This is a genomic window from Streptomyces sp. NPDC001902 (assembly GCF_042891295.1).
Taxonomy (GTDB): Bacteria; Actinomycetota; Actinomycetes; order Streptomycetales; family Streptomycetaceae; genus Actinacidiphila.
In genome coordinates this window covers 1-15,679 of the sequence record NZ_JBIATA010000022.1, presented here as the reverse complement: position 1 = coordinate 15,679, position 15,679 = coordinate 1, and the positions used below count along the sequence as shown (strand labels likewise).

At 71.1% G+C, this 15,679-nt stretch carries 15 protein-coding genes and 1 pseudogene; 11 read left to right on the top strand and 5 right to left on the bottom strand.

Annotation, left to right across the window (positions count from 1 at the left end; genetic code table 11):
• Positions 1 to 142 precede the first annotated feature (142 nt).
• Positions 143 to 1,765, bottom strand: a complete 1,623-nt coding sequence (locus ACFYYN_RS29930) for a flavin monoamine oxidase family protein (RefSeq protein ID WP_500548221.1) — start codon at positions 1,763 to 1,765, stop codon at positions 143 to 145.
• Between the two features lie 221 nt (positions 1,766 to 1,986).
• Between ACFYYN_RS29930 and ACFYYN_RS29925 the strand changes: the two genes are divergently transcribed.
• Both ACFYYN_RS29925 and ACFYYN_RS29920 read left to right on the top strand, forming a co-directional pair.
• On the top strand, positions 1,987 to 2,691 hold the full coding sequence (locus ACFYYN_RS29925) for a hypothetical protein (RefSeq protein ID WP_500548220.1): 705 nt from the start codon (positions 1,987 to 1,989) through the stop codon (positions 2,689 to 2,691).
• 105 nt (positions 2,692 to 2,796) lie between these two features.
• A complete protein-coding gene (locus tag ACFYYN_RS29920; RefSeq protein WP_500548219.1) occupies positions 2,797 to 3,243 on the top strand; it encodes a nitroreductase family deazaflavin-dependent oxidoreductase in 447 nt (148 codons plus the stop codon).
• Positions 3,244 to 3,309: 66 nt separating this feature from the next.
• Here ACFYYN_RS29920 and ACFYYN_RS29915 read toward each other — a convergent pair whose 3' ends face one another.
• Entirely contained in the window at positions 3,310 to 3,930 is a 621-nt protein-coding gene (locus tag ACFYYN_RS29915) for a TetR/AcrR family transcriptional regulator (RefSeq protein WP_500548218.1), read from the bottom strand.
• 270 nt (positions 3,931 to 4,200) lie between these two features.
• On the opposite strand from ACFYYN_RS29915, the gene ACFYYN_RS29910 reads away from it, so the two are divergent.
• From ACFYYN_RS29910 to ACFYYN_RS29880, 7 genes are all read left to right on the top strand, one after another.
• Positions 4,201 to 5,703, top strand: a complete 1,503-nt coding sequence (locus tag ACFYYN_RS29910; RefSeq protein ID WP_500548217.1) for an MFS transporter — start codon at positions 4,201 to 4,203, stop codon at positions 5,701 to 5,703.
• 110 nt (positions 5,704 to 5,813) lie between these two features.
• On the top strand, positions 5,814 to 6,578 hold the full coding sequence (locus tag ACFYYN_RS29905) for an SDR family NAD(P)-dependent oxidoreductase (RefSeq protein ID WP_500548216.1): 765 nt from the start codon (positions 5,814 to 5,816) through the stop codon (positions 6,576 to 6,578).
• Between the two features lie 239 nt (positions 6,579 to 6,817).
• On the top strand, positions 6,818 to 7,396 hold the full coding sequence (locus ACFYYN_RS29900; protein WP_500548215.1) for an RNA polymerase sigma factor: 579 nt from the start codon (positions 6,818 to 6,820) through the stop codon (positions 7,394 to 7,396).
• Positions 7,393 to 8,625, top strand: coding sequence for a CU044_5270 family protein (locus ACFYYN_RS29895; RefSeq protein WP_500548214.1), 1,233 nt, complete (start codon positions 7,393 to 7,395; stop codon positions 8,623 to 8,625). The genes ACFYYN_RS29900 and ACFYYN_RS29895 overlap by 4 nt, the downstream gene beginning before the upstream one ends.
• A 390-nt stretch (positions 8,626 to 9,015) precedes the next feature.
• Positions 9,016 to 9,822: a L,D-transpeptidase family protein gene (locus ACFYYN_RS29890; RefSeq protein WP_500548213.1), complete on the top strand. Its 807-nt coding sequence runs from the start codon at positions 9,016 to 9,018 to the stop codon at positions 9,820 to 9,822.
• Entirely contained in the window at positions 9,819 to 11,078 is a 1,260-nt protein-coding gene (locus ACFYYN_RS29885; protein WP_500548212.1) for a L,D-transpeptidase, read from the top strand. The genes ACFYYN_RS29890 and ACFYYN_RS29885 overlap by 4 nt, the downstream gene beginning before the upstream one ends.
• A 42-nt stretch (positions 11,079 to 11,120) precedes the next feature.
• Positions 11,121 to 11,564: a DUF6210 family protein gene (locus tag ACFYYN_RS29880; RefSeq protein WP_500548211.1), complete on the top strand. Its 444-nt coding sequence runs from the start codon at positions 11,121 to 11,123 to the stop codon at positions 11,562 to 11,564.
• Between the two features lie 135 nt (positions 11,565 to 11,699).
• Here ACFYYN_RS29880 and ACFYYN_RS29875 read toward each other — a convergent pair whose 3' ends face one another.
• Positions 11,700 to 12,128 carry a DUF6210 family protein gene (locus ACFYYN_RS29875; RefSeq protein WP_500548210.1) on the bottom strand — a complete coding sequence of 143 codons (429 nt, stop codon included), beginning with the start codon at positions 12,126 to 12,128 and terminating at the stop codon, positions 11,700 to 11,702.
• Positions 12,129 to 12,299: 171 nt separating this feature from the next.
• Between ACFYYN_RS29875 and ACFYYN_RS29870 the strand changes: the two genes are divergently transcribed.
• The gene (locus ACFYYN_RS29870; protein WP_500548209.1) at positions 12,300 to 13,544 is read left to right on the top strand and encodes a phosphodiester glycosidase family protein; all 1,245 of its coding nucleotides are present in this window, start codon (positions 12,300 to 12,302) and stop codon (positions 13,542 to 13,544) included.
• Positions 13,545 to 13,650: 106 nt separating this feature from the next.
• Here ACFYYN_RS29870 and ACFYYN_RS29865 read toward each other — a convergent pair whose 3' ends face one another.
• Positions 13,651 to 14,718 carry a hypothetical protein gene (locus ACFYYN_RS29865; RefSeq protein WP_500548208.1) on the bottom strand — a complete coding sequence of 356 codons (1,068 nt, stop codon included), beginning with the start codon at positions 14,716 to 14,718 and terminating at the stop codon, positions 13,651 to 13,653.
• A gap of 54 nt (positions 14,719 to 14,772) precedes the next feature.
• The gene (locus tag ACFYYN_RS29860) at positions 14,773 to 15,129 is read right to left on the bottom strand and encodes a hypothetical protein (protein ID WP_500548207.1); all 357 of its coding nucleotides are present in this window, start codon (positions 15,127 to 15,129) and stop codon (positions 14,773 to 14,775) included.
• Positions 15,130 to 15,496: 367 nt separating this feature from the next.
• On the opposite strand from ACFYYN_RS29860, the pseudogene ACFYYN_RS29855 reads away from it, so the two are divergent.
• Positions 15,497 to 15,679, top strand: a pseudogene (locus tag ACFYYN_RS29855) (hypothetical protein); the annotation flags it as partial.

The following is a 15,679-nucleotide window of genomic DNA, read 5'->3' as shown; positions in this document are numbered from 1 at the left end:
GCGCGGGCATCCCGGTCGCTCAGGTGGGGGGGGGGCGGGGCCCCCCCCCCCCCGGGGGGGGCCCCCCCCCCGGGGGGGGGGCGGGGCGGGGGGGGGGGGGGGGCCCCCCCCCCCCCGCGCCTCTGCCCGTGGCGACGGGCGGTCAGGCCTTCAGGGCGCGGCTGTGCAACGCGGTGACGGCCTTGCGGGCGGAGAGGATGGCGCCGTGCTGCCAGGCGTCCATGTAGGACAGCCAGTCGCCGGCGTACAGGACACGTCCGGTGGGTTCGTTCAGGGGTCTGTAGACGGCGGCGTCGGTGCCGCCCGGGATGCTGTGCCAGGCGCCTTCGAGGTGGCGGACGCGCTTCCAGGCGATGGAGAAGGAGTTCGCCAGCTCGCTCCGGTACTTCTCGCCGTGGATCTTCACGCCCTGCATGACGGCACGCGCCTCGCGTTCGGCGGGGGTCAACGCGGCGTAGGCGTCGGCGTTGGCCCCGGTGTTGTAGTAGCCGACGATGACGCCGCGCTTGCCGTGGTGGCCGTAGGACGGGTACCAGATGTGGGACAGGTCCAGGTCGGTCTCGGTGATGCCGCCGTAGATGCGGTGGTCGGTCTCCCACCAGCGGCTGCGGTACTCCAGCCCGATCTTGCCGGCCGACGAGGGGCGGATGGTGGTGAGCGCCGTCTGCACGTCGGGACCGAGGTTGTGCGGCAGTTTGGCGAGCAGATGGGGCGGCATGGCCGCGACGCAGTAGTCCGCCTCGACCTGCCGCTGCCGCCCGGTGGGGTCGGTGTAGCCGACGGTGACGCCGCCGGCCGACTGCACCAGCGACGTGGCCTGGCAGCCGTAGTGGATCCGGTGGTCGCCGATGGCGCGGGCGAAGGCCCTGGGTATCCGGTCCATGCCGCCGACGGGCTGGAACATCAGCATCGCCTGGTCGTACTCGAACTCGAACGCGAAGTGCCGCCCGACACCCGAGGCGAAGACCTCGGAGGCCGTGGGCAGGTCACCGAGCAGGCTCCCGGGGGTGCCGGCGGCGCCGGGCCAGGTGGTGAAGCCCCGGTTGGCGCCGCCGGTGTACGCCCAGCCCTCGGACCGTCCGCCGATCTCGCCGAATCCCTCCAGGAACGACAGCAGCCGCTCCTTGTCCTGGGTGGTCAGTTCCTGGTCCAGCGCGCCCTGGTCGGTGGCCTTGGCGAGGAGTTCGCTGACGTACCCGAAGGTGTCCGCCTTGGCGGTGCGGTACCGCACCGGCTGCCCGGGCGGCATGCCCGCCGACTCGTGGTAGATGTACGCGTCGGCGTTGGCGTTGGTGAAGACCTCGATGGGGACGCCGAGTTCCCTGCAGTAGTCGAGGGTGACCATCCACTGGGCGAGCCGGGCCGGCCCGGCGTTGAGGTACTGGCCCTGGGAGAACCGGGCGGTCTGGGTACGCCCGTCGAGGTCGGTGTGGGTGTCCCCGCCGCGCACGGTGTAGTTGCGGCCGCCCGGCCTGTCGCGCGGCTCCAGGATCGTACAGTCGTATCCGGCCTTGCCCAGTTCGTAAGCGGCCGTCAGCCCGGCCAGGCCCGCGCCCAGGACGACGACCTTGCCCGCCCTGCGTCCGGTGAGGTGGAAGTCGGCCGCGCTCGGCGCGCGGAAGTCGGCGCCGCGTCCGGCCGCCTCGGCGGTCGGAGCGAGCCCCAGCGCGCCCATGGTGGCGAACATCGCCCCGGCGCCGCCGGTGATGCCGACGGCGCGCAGAAATCCCCTGCGGTCGAGTCCTGTCGGCTGCCCCTGTGTCATGAGTCGCCCTCTCTCGATCTGCCGGTGTGCACGCCGATCTTCAGGGCGGCCTGTTACGGATGATGTGGCCGGAACATGACAGAGCGATTTCGCCTGCCGCGGGCGTGTGAACGGACGCAACACCCGGCCGAGAGAGGTCCGCGGAGCTGTCGCCCGGTGGAGCACCGCAAGCTGTGGTAGTTCTGTCGCCGTTACGGCAGTGGGCGGACGGCGGGAAGAGCATGGACCGTGTCGGGCTCGGCGCGCAGGTCATTCGGCGCCGCAGCGGCAGCGAGCCGATCAGGGCCGACGGCGCATCCGTCGCGACCCTCGGCGAGTTCTGGAGCTGGGCGTGTTCCGACCTGGCCAACAACACCCTGCGAGGCGTCCTGGCCGAGTACCTCGTCGCCACGGCCCTGGGCGCTGCGGACGGTACCCGCACCGAATGGGACTCCGTCGGCATCCGCACGCCCACGGGATGGCGCGTCGAGGTCAAATCGGCGGCGTACCTGCAGTCGTGGGCGCAATCCCGGCTTTCCCGGATCTCGTTCTCCATCGCACCGGCATGCGGCTGGGACGCTCCGACGGACACCACTTCGGTGGATGCACTGCGTCAGTCGGACGTGTACGTCTTCTGCCTGCTGCGCCACCAGGAGAAGCAGACCCTTGACCCGCTCGACCTCGGCCAGTGGACCTTTTACGTGCTGCCCACCCGCGTGCTCGACGAACGGCGTCCCGGTCAGAAGACCATCGGTCTCCCCAGCCTCGTGGAACTCGGCCCCCTGGAGACCGGGTTCGACGGCCTGGACAAGGCAGTGGCCGCCTGCGCGGGCGGTGCTTCACGCGATCCGCTCCCGTGCGGCGAGGTGCTCCCGCAACCGGCCGGCCCGCCCGACGCGGCCGCTCGGCTCGCGCTCCAGCCGGGCGTGCGGCCGCCATCCGGGTGATCGGCGGCGGGACCGGCGGCGCGAAGCGGGGCTGCCGCCGGGAAGGCGCGGGGTGGGTGAGGATGTTGAGGTTGTCGATGTCGCATGCCGAGATGGGAGAACGACGTGCCTTTGGTCGGTGAGTACCAGCCGAGCCCCGAGCAATGGGTCCGGGACCAGGTCGAGCTGTACGAGGGTTCCGGAGGGACCGAGGGGATCACGCTGCGCGGCAAGCCCGTGATCGTCCTGACGACGCTGGGCGCCAAGTCGGGCAGGATCCGCAAGACACCGCTCATGCGCGTGGAGCACGACGGCAGCTACGCCGTCGTGGCCTCGAAGGGTGGCGCCCCCCAGCACCCGGTCTGGTACCACAACCTGGTCGCCGACCCCCGGGTGGAACTGCAGGACGGCCCTGTGCGCCAGGACATGACGGCCCGTAAGGTCACGGGCGACGAGCGCGCCGCTTGGTGGGAGCGCGCGGTGGAGGCGTGGCCCGACTACGCGGAGTACCAGAAGAACACCGACCGGGAGATCCCGGTCTTCGTCCTGGAACCGGCGGCCGCACCTCACTGACCTGCCCCGCCTCGACGGCCGCCGCCCCACGATGGGGCGGCGGCCGTCGTCCGTGTGCCGGCGGCGTCAGTCCGGGGTCCCGGCGTGGGGCGGGGGGCCCGGCAGGGCCGGGCCGTCGGCGGCCTGCATGCCGTCGAAGACCAGGCGCAGGTAGCGCCGCCACAGGTGCGGTTGCGTCGTGTGCACACGTGAGACGGTCAGGGGGATCCCGCTCATCAGCAGCATGACGTCCTGCCCGGTCATGTCCTGGCGGACGGCACCGTGCCGGCGGGCCCGGTCGGTCAGGGCCTCGGTGACGGCGCTCACCCGTTCCTGGCTCTCGCGCACTTCGGCGTGATCATCGGCCACCCCGTGGACGACCTGGCAGAAGGCGCGGTCCTGCACCTGCAGCTCGACGGCGGCGCTCATGAATTCGCGCAGCCCCTCCGCCGGGTCCTCGGCCTGTGCGAGGCGCTCACCGGTCGCGGCGAGGGCGTGCATCTTCTCGCAGACGATCGCCGCCAGAAGATCGTCCTTCGTGGGGAAGTGCCGGAACACGGTTCCCTTGCCGATCCCCGCCCGCTCCGCGATCTGGGCCACGGACACCTCGGTGCCGTGCTCGGCGAATGCCTCGGACGCCGCGCTCACCAGCAGTTTCCTGCTGCGCGCGGCATCGCTGCGCATCGGCCTGGCCACCGGGTTCGTCATGGCTTCCTCCGTTCTTCCGTGGCCACTGTAGAACAAGCGGACCGCCCGGTCACATTGTGACCGGCAACATGACCACCCGGTCCGCTTCCGTGCTACGGTCAACATGACCACCCGGTCCGCTTACGGCGGCGGGGCGGGGCGACGTCCATGAGGCCCCACGTACACCGCACCGACCGGCCCCCCACATGGCCGCGGGGCGGTGCCGTCACAGGGCGCCGCTTCCCGAAGTTCCCCTCACCCCCTCTTCCCGCACGAGAGACCCCCTTTCCCATGACTGCACCAAGCCATCCCCATCCGCGCCATCCCCATCCGCGCCGCTGGGCGGCGCTGCTCTTCATCTCCGTCGCCCAGCTGATGGTGTTCCTGGACAGCGCCGTCATGAACATCGCGCTGCCCTCAGCCCAGCACGCCCTGCACTTCTCCGACGGCGGCCGCCAATGGGTCATCACCGCCTACGGCCTGGCCTTCGGCGGCCTGCTCATCGTGGGCGGCCGCCTGGGCGACCTGCTGGGCCGCAAGCGGACCTTCACCATCGGCCTCGTCGGCTTCGCCCTGGCCTCCGCACTGGGTGGCGCCGCGGCCAACCTCGGCACCCTGCTCGTCGCCCGCGCCGGACAAGGCGTCTTCGGCGCACTGCTCGCGCCCGCCGCGCTCGCCCTGATCTCCTTGACCTTCACCGACGCCAGGGAGCGGGCCAAGGCCTTCGGCATCTACGGGGCCATCGCCACCGCGGGCGGTGTCCTCGGTCTGCTCCTGGGCGGGGTCCTCACCGAGTACCTGAACTGGCGCTGGTCGATGTTCGTCAACATCCCGTTCGCCGTCGTCGGCATCATCGGCGCCCTCACCGTCGTGCACGACGTCCCGAGCGCGGAGAAGGGCGGCCGCATCGACGTACCCGGCGCCGTCCTCGCCACGCTCGGGCTGGTCGCCCTGGTCTTCGGCTTCTCAGAGGCCGAGAGCCGCGGCTGGGGCTCCGGCCTCACCGTCATCATGCTCCTCTCCGGCGTGGTGCTGCTCCTGGCCTTCCTGATCACACAGAGCAGGATCACGTCGCCGCTCCTCCCGCTGCACGTGCTGACCGGACGCAACCGCGCCGGCGCCTACCTGTCGGTCGCCTTCGGCGTGATGAGCATGTTCGGCATGTTCCTTTTCCTCAGCTACTACCTGCAGCTGGTCAAGGGGTACTCCCCGATCGCGGCGGGCTTGGCGTTCGTGCCGCTGGGGGTCGCACAGGGCTTCGGCTCCATGGTCCTCGGCACCCGCCTGTCCGCCAGGATGCGCCCCGGCCTGCTGATGGCCGCCGGCTACCTCGTCAGCGCGGTCGGTGTGCTCCTGCTCGCCCTGCTGGACGCGGACAGCTCCTACGCCCTGCTCGCCGTCGCCGAGATCATCACCGGCCTCGGCATCGGCACCGCCTTCATGCCCGCCATGAGCCTGGGCACCCACGGGGTCGCCCCCAAGGACGCGGGCGTCGCCTCAGCCATGGTCGGCACCTCGCAGCAGGTCGGCGGCTCGATCGGCACCGCCCTGCTCAACACCATCGCCGCCGGCTCCACCACCGCCTACCTCGCCACCCACGGGCATGGTGGTCACGGCCGGGCAGCGACCGATGCCGCGCTGGTCCACGGATTCAGCACGGCCTTCTGGTGGGCCACCGGATTCCTGCTCCTGTCCGCCCTGTTCTCACTCATCGCGGTCAACGCCCCCCGCCCGGGCCACAGCGCGACCCCTGCCACGGCGGAAGCCCCGGGAACACCGGCACCCGTCCACTGACCGGTGGGACGGAGCAACCGGCGAAGCCCGCGGCACCCTGTCCCGCGATCACCCACCCCCGGCATCCCGTGACCTACGCGTGCCATGCCGGGCAACGAAAGGAGACCCCCATGTCCCACCGCCTGCAGTCCAAGGTCGTCATCGTCACCGGAGGCACCTCCGGCATGGGCGCGGCTTTCGCGAAGCGCGCCGCGTCCGAGGGGGCGACCGTGCTCATCGGAGCCCGCGACAAGGAGCGCGGTGAGGCCACCGCCGCGGAGATCACCCGGGAAGGAGGTACGGCCCTGTTCGTCCCGACGGACGTGACCGTCGAGCAGGAGGTCGCGCACCTGGTCGATGTCGCCGTCACGGAATTCGGCGGCCTGCACGGCGCCTTCAACAACGCGGGAGGCGGCAACAGCCAGGGCGCGATCGGGGACATCGACGCGTCCTTCTGGGACAGCGTCATCGCCCTCAACCTGACCAGCGTCTTCCACAGCCTCAAGCACGAGATCCCCGCGATCGTCGCCAGCGGCGGCGGCTCCATCGTCAACAACGCCTCCGTCGTCGGAGTGGTGGGCGACCCGGGCGCCGCCGCCTACTCCGCCGCCAAGCACGGAGTCGTGGGCCTCACCCGCTCCACGGCGCTCGACGCGGCCAAGAACGGCGTACGGGTCAACGCCCTGGTGACCGGCCTGGTCAACACCCCCCTGTGGCAGGGCCTCACCGCAAGCAACCCGGAGGCCGCGAGCGCCCTCCTCAACCAGCAGCCGACAGGCCGCGCCGCGGACGAGGCGGAGATCGCCGCCTTCGCCGCCTTCCTGCTCAGTGACGAGAGTCCGTTCATCACCGGCGCGGCCCTCGCCATCGACGGCGCCCTGACCGCGGGCTACTGACCGCCGCGACCGCCGGGACCGGCGGTGCGTGAAGGCGGGGATCCGCCGCCCCCAGCCATCGGGGGGGGCGGCGGATCCCCGCCTTCACGCCGTCCCGACGCCTTCCGGGCCAGGCGGTGTCAGGCTCGGGCTCCCCGGCGTGATGTGGACCACATCCACGGAAATTCTCGATCCGGGATGTAAGAAACGCGCCTCGGCGCTCACTGCATGGTGAGAAAGCAGAGATGAGGGGACGGCGCGTGACACATGCCCAGCGCTTCAGGGACGTCTACGAGGAGTGCTATCCGCGTGTCCTTGCCTACGCCACCAGCCTGGTCGGACGGCAGGTAGGGGAGGACATCACCAGCGAGACGTTCACCGTCGCCTGGCGGCGGGTGCGCGACATCCCTCATCCGGCACTGCCGTGGCTCCTGGGCGTGGCCCGCAACCTGGTGCGCGAACTGCGTCGCCGGGACGCCCACCAGTACCTCCTGGCCGCCGAGGAGGCACGGCGTATCAGCAGCGGCGCCCGGACCGGCACCGGTGACGTCGCGGCGCAGGTCACGGACCGGCACGACGCGCTGCAGGCACTCGCGAGCCTGCCCGAGGCCGACCGGGAACTGCTGACGCTGATCGCCTGGCACGGCCTGAGCGCCAAGGAAGCGGCCCAGGTCCTGGACTGCACCACCGCGACGCTGACCGTCCGGCTCTTCCGGGCGCGCCGCCGGCTGGAGAAGGCCCTGGACGCTGCGCCTCCGGCGGAGCCCGTGGCAGAGCCGCCGTCCGCGCCCTCCGCAGAGACCTCGTACCCCACTCACCGCCAAGGAGCTCCCGCGTGAAGAACACCCACAAGCCGTCCGGGCGGCCCGACGTCATGAAGGTGCTCGCGGACGCACGGCCCGACGAACTGGACCCGTCCCGGGTCGTGGACCCCGCGCGGCAGCGGGAGGACCTCGCACGCATCGTCGCCGGAGCGACGGACGGCCCCGCGGCGCGCTTCCTCGCGCCGCGCCGCAGGAGCGGGTTCCGGCCGCTGGGAGCGGTGGCCCTGGCAGCCGTGGCGGCGTCCGTGGTGGCCGTGGGCGCACTCGACTGGCAGGAGCCGGCGGACCGGCAGGCGGCACAGCCGCGGTCCTCCGCCGGCACGGAGGTCCCGGGCACCGGCGCGGACATCCGTGTCGACGGCCACATCGAACTGCTCAGTGCGGCCAGGCAGGCGGAGACCTCGGTCGCCGAGGGAACCTACTGGCAGACGACCACGCGCTCGGAGAACGTGGACGTCGCCGGTGACGAGGGTCACCTCTTCGCCGTGCGCAGCGCGTCGACCGACGAGTGGTCGGTGGGCGTGCGGCCCGGAACCGGGAGCCTGATGGTCTCCGGCGTGGACTCCGTGACCGAGCCCCGGACCGCGGACGACAAGGCCCGCTGGCAGGCCGCGGGCTCGCCCGGCACGGTGGAGTTCCAGGTCGGGAAGAAGACCGGGACCGGCAAGCTCGTGACGATGATGGGCACCGCGCGGCGGCCCATGGTCATGCGGACGAACGTCGACGACAAGATCTACGCCGTCGGCCCGCACAACGTCACCTACAAGGACCTGCGCGCACTGCCCTCCACCAGCGCGGAACTGCGCCGCTACCTGGAGCGGCTGTACGCGCAGGACGGCGGCGCCGACACCGGCACCTCGGCGCGTAGCGCCTGGATCCTGCGCCAGGCCGGCAACCTCATCACGATGCCCGTGAAGCCCGCCGTCCGGGCGGCCGCGTACCGGGTGATGGCGGAACTGCCCGGAGTCCGGGTGACCGGGCGCGTCACCGATCCCCTGGGACGCGAGGGTGTCGGGGTCGACTTCCCCATCAGCTACCCGGGACCGCTGGGGACGACCCGGGAGCGGCTGATCGTGGACCCGTCCACCGGCGCCATGCTCAGTGACGTGCTCGTCCTGGCCGAACCGTCCGCCCGGGCCGAGGAAGCCGGGCTCGTCGCCGGTACGACGGTGAACTACAACGCGACGACCAGGATGAGCTGGGGCGAGCACCAGATCGCCGTGCCGGAGAACGCCCGCAGCTGAGCCCGCAGCTGAGCCCGTGGCCGCGCTCTGCCCGGCCCACCAGGAGCACGCACAAAGGTGCCCCGCCCCCGGCGAGCACCGACTGACGGACCCGGGGATCCGCCGCTGACGCGCCGCGGCGGATCCCCGGGCGACGGCCGGCATGACCGGCATGTCCCGTTTCCCCGGCGTCCCGGCCCGGGTCCCCGACATCCGGGCAACCCGAACTGGTGTCCGCCCGGTTGAACGGGTGTGAGACCCCCTTCGCGGCCCAGGGCCGCCCCCATGACACGGACGCTGACGCCCGGCGTGCCGCATCACCCACCGACACCGTCCGGTCCCCGGCCGGAACCGCGCGCCCCGCCACGGGGCCGCCCCCGACTTCCCGCCCTCGTGAGAAAGCCAGCACCCATGCGCCTCCACAGGCCCTACATATCGGCGGCCGCGGCGGTCATCGTCTCCTCACTCGGCATCGCCGCCTACCAGCACCTGCCCGAGGCCAACCCCACGCCTTCCCCCGAGACGGCCTCCGTCGTCCAGGACGCCCCCGCCCCGGCGACGGGTCAGCCGGCGGGCGCCCCCGCCACACCCCGGACGACGGGATCGCCGAAGCCTCCGAAGCCGCAGTACCCCGCCCAACTGCCGGGGCTCGGCCCCAAGACCCTGTCGCAGATCCCGGCCCGCACCCGGCAGGTCGTCCTCGTCACGGGAGCCGGCAAGAAGTCGTCGTCCTCGAAGGTCGTGCTCTGGGAGCGTGTCGACGGCGGCTGGCGTCCGGGCGCGGAATGGGCCGCGCACAACGGCTACAAGGGCTGGACCGACGAGCACTACGCCGGCGATCTGCACAGCCCCATAGGGGTGTTCGGTCTCACCGACGCCGGCGGACGTCTCGCCGACCCCGGCACCAAGTTGCCCTACCACCGTTCCGGAGCCTTCTCCATCAGCGACACCGGCTTCTTGGGCGAACCGCTCGCCGGTTCCTTCGACTACGTGATCGCCATCAACTACAACCGCCAGCCAGGTACGTCGCCGATGAACGGCGCCCAGCCGATGGGCGCGAACCGTGGCGGCGGCATATGGATCCACGTCGACCACGGCGGCCCCACGCACGCGTGCGTCAGCGTCTCCAAGACGCACATGAAGCAGTTGCTGCAGGCCCTCGACCCTGCCGACCACCCCGTCGTCGTCATGGGCGACGCGGCCTCTCTCGCCCGATGACAGTCCCGCGGTCCACAGGAGTAATCGTGTCGTCCCTTTCCCACCGCACCGTGATCGCCCTTGCCGTCGCCGGGGCGTCGGTGCTCACCGCCTGCGCGGGCCAGCAGCCCGCCACCGCGCCCGCCGCGCAAGGGACGGCGCCGTCCGCGGCCTCCTCTCCCGAACTGCGGGCCGCGTCGGCCGTCTTCCGCCTCACCACGGGCGCCACCGACGGCGAACGGCACGCATCCATCCGCAGCGCGGGCGATGTCGAGGTCTCCGGCGGGAAGATCTCGTCCGTCACCCTCACCACCGCGGGCGGAGATCCGGTACGCGGCAGCGTCGCCGCCGACCACCGCCGCTGGTCCCCGGACGGCACCCTGGCCCACGGCACCTCGTACCGGCTCGTCGTCCACGCCTCGGACGAAGCCGGACGGACGCAGACCCGGCGCCTGTCGTTCACCACGCTCACGAAGGACGAGCGCCTCATCGGCACCTTCACCCCCGAGGACGGTTCGACCGTCGGCGTCGGCATGCCCGTGTCCCTGACCTTCAACAAGCCGGTCACCGACAAGGCGGCTGTCGAACGCGGTATACGCGTCACCAGCGACGGCGACCAGGAGGTCGTCGGCCACTGGTTCGGCGACCAGCGCCTGGACCTGCGCCCCCAGACGTACTGGAAGGCGCACACCGAGGTCACCCTGAGCCTGCGCCTGGACGGCGTGAAGGGCGCCGCGAACGCCTACGGGACCCAGGACAAGACGGTCCGCTTCACCGTCGGCCGCCGTCAGGTCTCCACCGTCGACGCCGCCGCCCACACCATGCGCGTCGAACGTGACGGAAGCACCGTCCGGACGATCGCGATCACCTCCGGCGCACCGGGCAGCACCACGTACAACGGGCAGATGGTGATCTCCCAGAAGCTCATCTCCACCCGCATGGACGGCGCCACCGTGGGATACGCGGGGGAGTACGACATCCCCGACGTCCCGCACGCGATGCGCCTGTCCACCTCCGGCACCTTCATCCACGGCAACTACTGGGCGAACGACTCCGTCTTCGGGAACTCCAACGTGAGCCACGGCTGCGTGGGCCTGAACGACGTCCAAGGCGGCGGCGACTCCGGGCAGGACGCGGCGTGGTTCTACAACAACTCCCTCATCGGCGACGTGGTCGTCGTCAAGCACTCCCACGACCACACGATCGCCCCCGACAACGGCCTCAACGGCTGGAACATGCCCTGGGAGCAGTGGAAGGCCGGCTCGGCCCTCGCGTAGGTGCGGTCGTGAGCCGACTCGCACCGTGCGATCCTCCTGATCGTGACTGACGCAGGCGGTGGCAAGCGGCACGTCTTCCTTGACCCTCTTGACACAGGTTCCGGTCAGGGCTGGGTCTTCGTCATCGTGGCGGCACCCACCGGCGTGGTCTACCAGAACCAGGGCGGTGGGTACGGCTGCATCCAGTACGAGCAAGAGGGTTTCCTGATCCCGGTCTTCGGGCGGGGGCTGGACGACGAGCTGAAGGAGATCTTCGTTGGGGAGCTGCAGGGAACCGGGGCGAGAGGGCTGGACTGGCCGGCGGACCTGCTCGATCGGCTGAGGGCAGCGGTCGCCTTCCACGTCTTCGGCTCCGCGAACCGGGACGACGTCTTCCCTGCGCCGCTGATGCTCGACGAATCCCGGCTCTCCGAGGTGGACGAGGCATGGGTTCCGGTGGTGACACCGGATGGTCCCGGAGTCCTCGTGTGGGAGAACTCCGACTAGCGATCCCAAGCGCCGGCGGACGGACCGGATGGGGACACCCGTGACGGTCGCCGAGAGGCGCTTCGCTCGACCGGAGAACACCGTGCCCCTGCGGCCTGGTTCAGCCGGCACAGGGCAGACAGGTGATCGCGGCACTCAGTCCGAGTTGAACCACATCAGCACCGCGGGGCCGTCCGGTGTGATCACCGGCACCCAGGCCTCATCGGCCTCACGGATCCGGCTCTCGTCCAGCCGCAGCGGATGCGGCTCCTCCGTGGTGCCGTCGGACGCCCAGTAGCGGAGGGCGCCGATGGCACCACGGAGCCGGTCCCGCTCGTCATCCGGCCAGGTGTGGTTCCAGGTTCCGGCTCCGCGGAAATCCTTCTCGAACAGCTCACGCAGCGCGGCCAGCTCATCGGGGCCGTGCAGCGGCACAAGGAAGCCCTCGACCTGCCCCTGCCGACAGGCCGTTCCCCCGTACTGCTGCTGGTAGAAGACCCCGGTCCTCGCCTCGACCACCGCGTACAGCCAGCCGCCGGCGCTGATGCCGTCGGGATCGAGGAAGACGAAGCGCCGAGAACCCATGGACCCACTCTCCGTGGCCACCGGCCATGAGCTCAAGGGTATTTGTGTGCCCACGGCCCGCCAGGATTCGTCGACCCGTCAGGAGATTGCCACCGGCACGTCTCCCAAGCCCCTTCTGATGGCTCCGGCCAGTACTCGTGCGCCATGCACGCACATACGACGGGACATCAGATGACGAGAACGATCGGCCGGGTCCGCGGGGCAGCCGTTTCCGCGGCGGCGATGATCACGACGACGATGCTGCTCGGCTCAGGGGCAGGCCAGGCGGACGCCGTCGAGCGGGTCCGGATGGCGGACGGCGTGGCGATCGCGCCGGGCATCACCTACCGGTCCTTCTCGGTGACCGCGTCGCACGGCACGGTCACCGGCCATGTGGTCACCGCCGATCTGCGCGACCGCCATGTCTCGGTGGGCCTGCTCTCACCGGGGAAGGTCGCCTCCCGCGCCAAGCTGTCCCAACTGGCCGCGGCACAGGGGGCGGTGGCCGGCGTCAACGCCGACTTCTTCAACATCGACGAGACCCAGCACCCTGGCGTCCAGGCGACCGGCTCCGCGGTCGGACCGGCGGTCTCCGACGGCGTGGCGCTCAAGGCGGCCGTACCGAACGGTCAGCGCTTCGGACCGGGTCTGCCGCCCGGGACGTCGACCCGCGACGTCATCGGCGTCGGCTACAACCACAAGGCACGGCTGGACGAACTCACCCTCGACGGCACGGTCCGTGCCCAGAAGGGCAAGCGGTTCGACCTCGAGGGGCTGAACCAGTACGCGATCCCCGAAGGCGGGATCGGTGCCTTCGACTCGCGGTGGGGAGACGTGTCGCGCCGGCGCGCCGTGTGCGGCACCGACACCCTGCGCGCCGCCGCCTGCACCACGGACGCCTATGAGGTGACGGTGCGGGACGGCCGGGTGGTCTCGGGGTCCGACACGATCGGCGCCGGCGCCATCGAGCCCGGCACGGTGGTCCTGGTCGGCCGCGATGGTGGGGCGGCGGCGCTCCGTACGCTCCGGTCAGGCGAGCGCGTCCGCGTCTCCGACAAGCTGCGGAGCGCCAGCGGCAAGCGGTTGAAGTTCGCGGTGGGCGGCTATCCCGTCCTGCGCGACGGCGCGCCGCTGCCCGGTCTGGACGACAAGGCCGTGGCGACCAGGACCGGAGCCGCCATCGGCGACGACGGCCGGTTGCTCCACCTCCTGGTGCTGGACGGCAGCGCGGAGGCGGGCGCCGGACTGACGGTTGCCGAACTGGCCGGAGTCTTCCAGGCCGTGGGCGCCGACGACGGCGTGAACCTGGACGGCGGGGGCTCCTCCACCCTCGTGACCCGTGATCCCCTGTCGGGCACGCCGGTCGTCCGGAACCACCCCACGGGCGGCGCCGAGCGCGCGATTCCCGAAGGCATCGGGCTGTTCTCGCGCGAATGACCCGGCCGCACCCGGGTGGCGTCGCCGCCGCCCGGGTGCACGCGCGGACGCGCCGGGCGGGCGAGCGGGCGGAGCCGGTGTCCCGGGAGCCGGACCCGCCGGAACGTCAACCCCGGCCCGGGGCCCGCGGTGCCCACAGCGCGGCCCGGACCGTTCCCTCATCGATGTCCTGCTGGGGAAGTCGCAGACCCAGCGCGTCGTCCAAGGCGTGGAAGTACAGTTCGAACGTGTCGGTCAGCTCGGGGTGGTCCAGCTCGGCGCGGCGTATGGCCTGGTTGAGGAAGTCGAGCCGGCCGCCCCGGTAGTAGGGGGCCTGGCCCCGGTGGTACCCGATCAGTTCCAGCACGCCCCAGTCGTCGTCGACACGGGCGCCGTCGCGCGTGTAGTCGAAGGTGTAGATGGCCTTCGCGGAGCAGGCGCTCAGGCACACCGTCTCGGTGACGCCGAGCCGGGAGAGCTCCGCTGCGCCTGCCCGGCTGCCGGGCGGCGTCTCGTGGTACATCAGGAACGCCCAGTCGCCCGCCTGCCCGAAGCAGCAGGACGTCCAGGCGGTGTCCCAGTGGTCCGGGTCGTGGCCGTCGATGCGGTGCAGGTCCGACAGACGTGCCCCGGCGGCTACATGCTCAGGGTCGGCTCCGTACAGCAGCGCGATCTCCTCGGCGCTGACGCCGTCACCGCGGAAGAAGACGAGGTTGGTGTACGGGTCCTGATCCCGCCAGGTGCGGGCGATCCAGGCGAGGCCTTCCAGCGGGTCGCGTCCGCACGGGCGCGCCGCCTGCGTTCCGTCCACGCCGCCGCTGCGGAATCGGCTCGCCCAGGCGGGGTTGATCTCCTCCAGCATCTTCGCCTGCCCGGCGACGAGGTTGGCGACGGGGCCCTGGCTGGGGGAGTGGGCCACGATGTGCTCGGCGAGGTGACGGACCGCTTGCTCGGCGACGTGGTACAGCACTTGGTCCACGTCCCGCGTGGCGAAGACCTCCTGGTAGGGGCCGTTGTAGCCGTGCACCGTGCCGTCCTCGTCCAGGACGAGGAGGAGGCCGCCGCGATGGCCCGCGCGCCGTGCGTACTGGTCGGGGGACGTGCCGATCGGCGGGAGCATGGCGTCGTCGAGCAGGTCGGAACCCGCGACCGTCCGCTGCCATGCCTGAGCGAGTGCGTGTTCCGTCATCTGCATGGGCGTCAGTATGCGGCGGGGCACTGACACAGCCCTCGTGCGCAAAGGCGAGGGTCATCTGCCGGCAGGGACAGAGGGTGCCGTTGCGCGTCGACGGTACCTGAAATGGTGGACGGTCCCCGCGACGGCCTTGCCCAGAAGCACCACGGTCGCCAGAGCCAGGACGAGGATGGCCGCGTTGACCCATCCTGGAACCAGGTCGTATGAGGCGTTGCATTTGTTGTGCAGGGGAAAGACCTGGGCGAACTCCTTGAAGTGTGCTGCCCTGTAGTCGGGATCATCATGCTCACCCGCCACGAGTTCGCAGGTCTCCCGTACGTCCATGCCGCCGGAGAACGCCCCGTAGGCCCAGGTGACGAAGACGGCGGCAGATGTCGCTGCTGACAGCAACAGGCTTCCCAAGGGCTTCACTTGGTGGATCCCCCCTCGTTCGCGGACAGGGATGAGGCTACCGCCCCCAGCTGCACGGCCCGACGGCGGCCGCCGGAAAGGCGGTATTTCGCGGCGACCCGAATGCGAGAAATCCCGTCAGGGGTATTGATGGCGCGTATCCAGGGCGGATGCGGATGTGGCTGAAACGCGCCCGGTATTGAGGCAACTTTTCGGGGTGTGATCTGCGTCACGTTGGCGGAGAAGGATGGTGCGGGTAAAGAAATAGTGACTGGACGGCCTTTTCCCTCCGGGGGTTTGATTCGGGCTCGAGGCAATGATTAGTGTCGTGACTCGAACCTCTGCCCGGTCGGTCATCCATTCGGGATGGCGGCGGAGGTCCCCGCCGATTCTCCAGTGCCGTACGCGTGCGGCAGGCGGCTGGAGGAAGAAGGAGCTCGCCCGAGTGGCGTCCCACCGTCGTCCCAAGCAGGCCGGTCGCACACGTGTCACCGTGCTCACCGCGACCGCCGCCGCAGCCGTCGCCCTGTCCGCGCAGGCAGCCCAGGCCGCGCCGGCCAAGCCGTCCGTC

Coding starts and splice junctions, on each gene's coding strand:
- ACFYYN_RS29930 (WP_500548221.1), bottom strand. CDS start 1,765: ATGACACAGGGGCAGCCGACAGGACTCGACCGCAGGGGATTTCTGCGC.
- ACFYYN_RS29925 (WP_500548220.1), top strand. CDS start 1,987: ATGGACCGTGTCGGGCTCGGCGCGCAGGTCATTCGGCGCCGCAGCGGC.
- ACFYYN_RS29915 (WP_500548218.1), bottom strand. CDS start 3,930: ATGACGAACCCGGTGGCCAGGCCGATGCGCAGCGATGCCGCGCGCAGC.
- ACFYYN_RS29910 (WP_500548217.1), top strand. CDS start 4,201: ATGACTGCACCAAGCCATCCCCATCCGCGCCATCCCCATCCGCGCCGC.
- ACFYYN_RS29905 (WP_500548216.1), top strand. CDS start 5,814: ATGTCCCACCGCCTGCAGTCCAAGGTCGTCATCGTCACCGGAGGCACC.
- ACFYYN_RS29890 (WP_500548213.1), top strand. CDS start 9,016: ATGCGCCTCCACAGGCCCTACATATCGGCGGCCGCGGCGGTCATCGTC.
- ACFYYN_RS29885 (WP_500548212.1), top strand. CDS start 9,819: ATGACAGTCCCGCGGTCCACAGGAGTAATCGTGTCGTCCCTTTCCCAC.
- ACFYYN_RS29875 (WP_500548210.1), bottom strand. CDS start 12,128: ATGGGTTCTCGGCGCTTCGTCTTCCTCGATCCCGACGGCATCAGCGCC.
- ACFYYN_RS29870 (WP_500548209.1), top strand. CDS start 12,300: ATGACGAGAACGATCGGCCGGGTCCGCGGGGCAGCCGTTTCCGCGGCG.
- ACFYYN_RS29865 (WP_500548208.1), bottom strand. CDS start 14,718: ATGCAGATGACGGAACACGCACTCGCTCAGGCATGGCAGCGGACGGTC.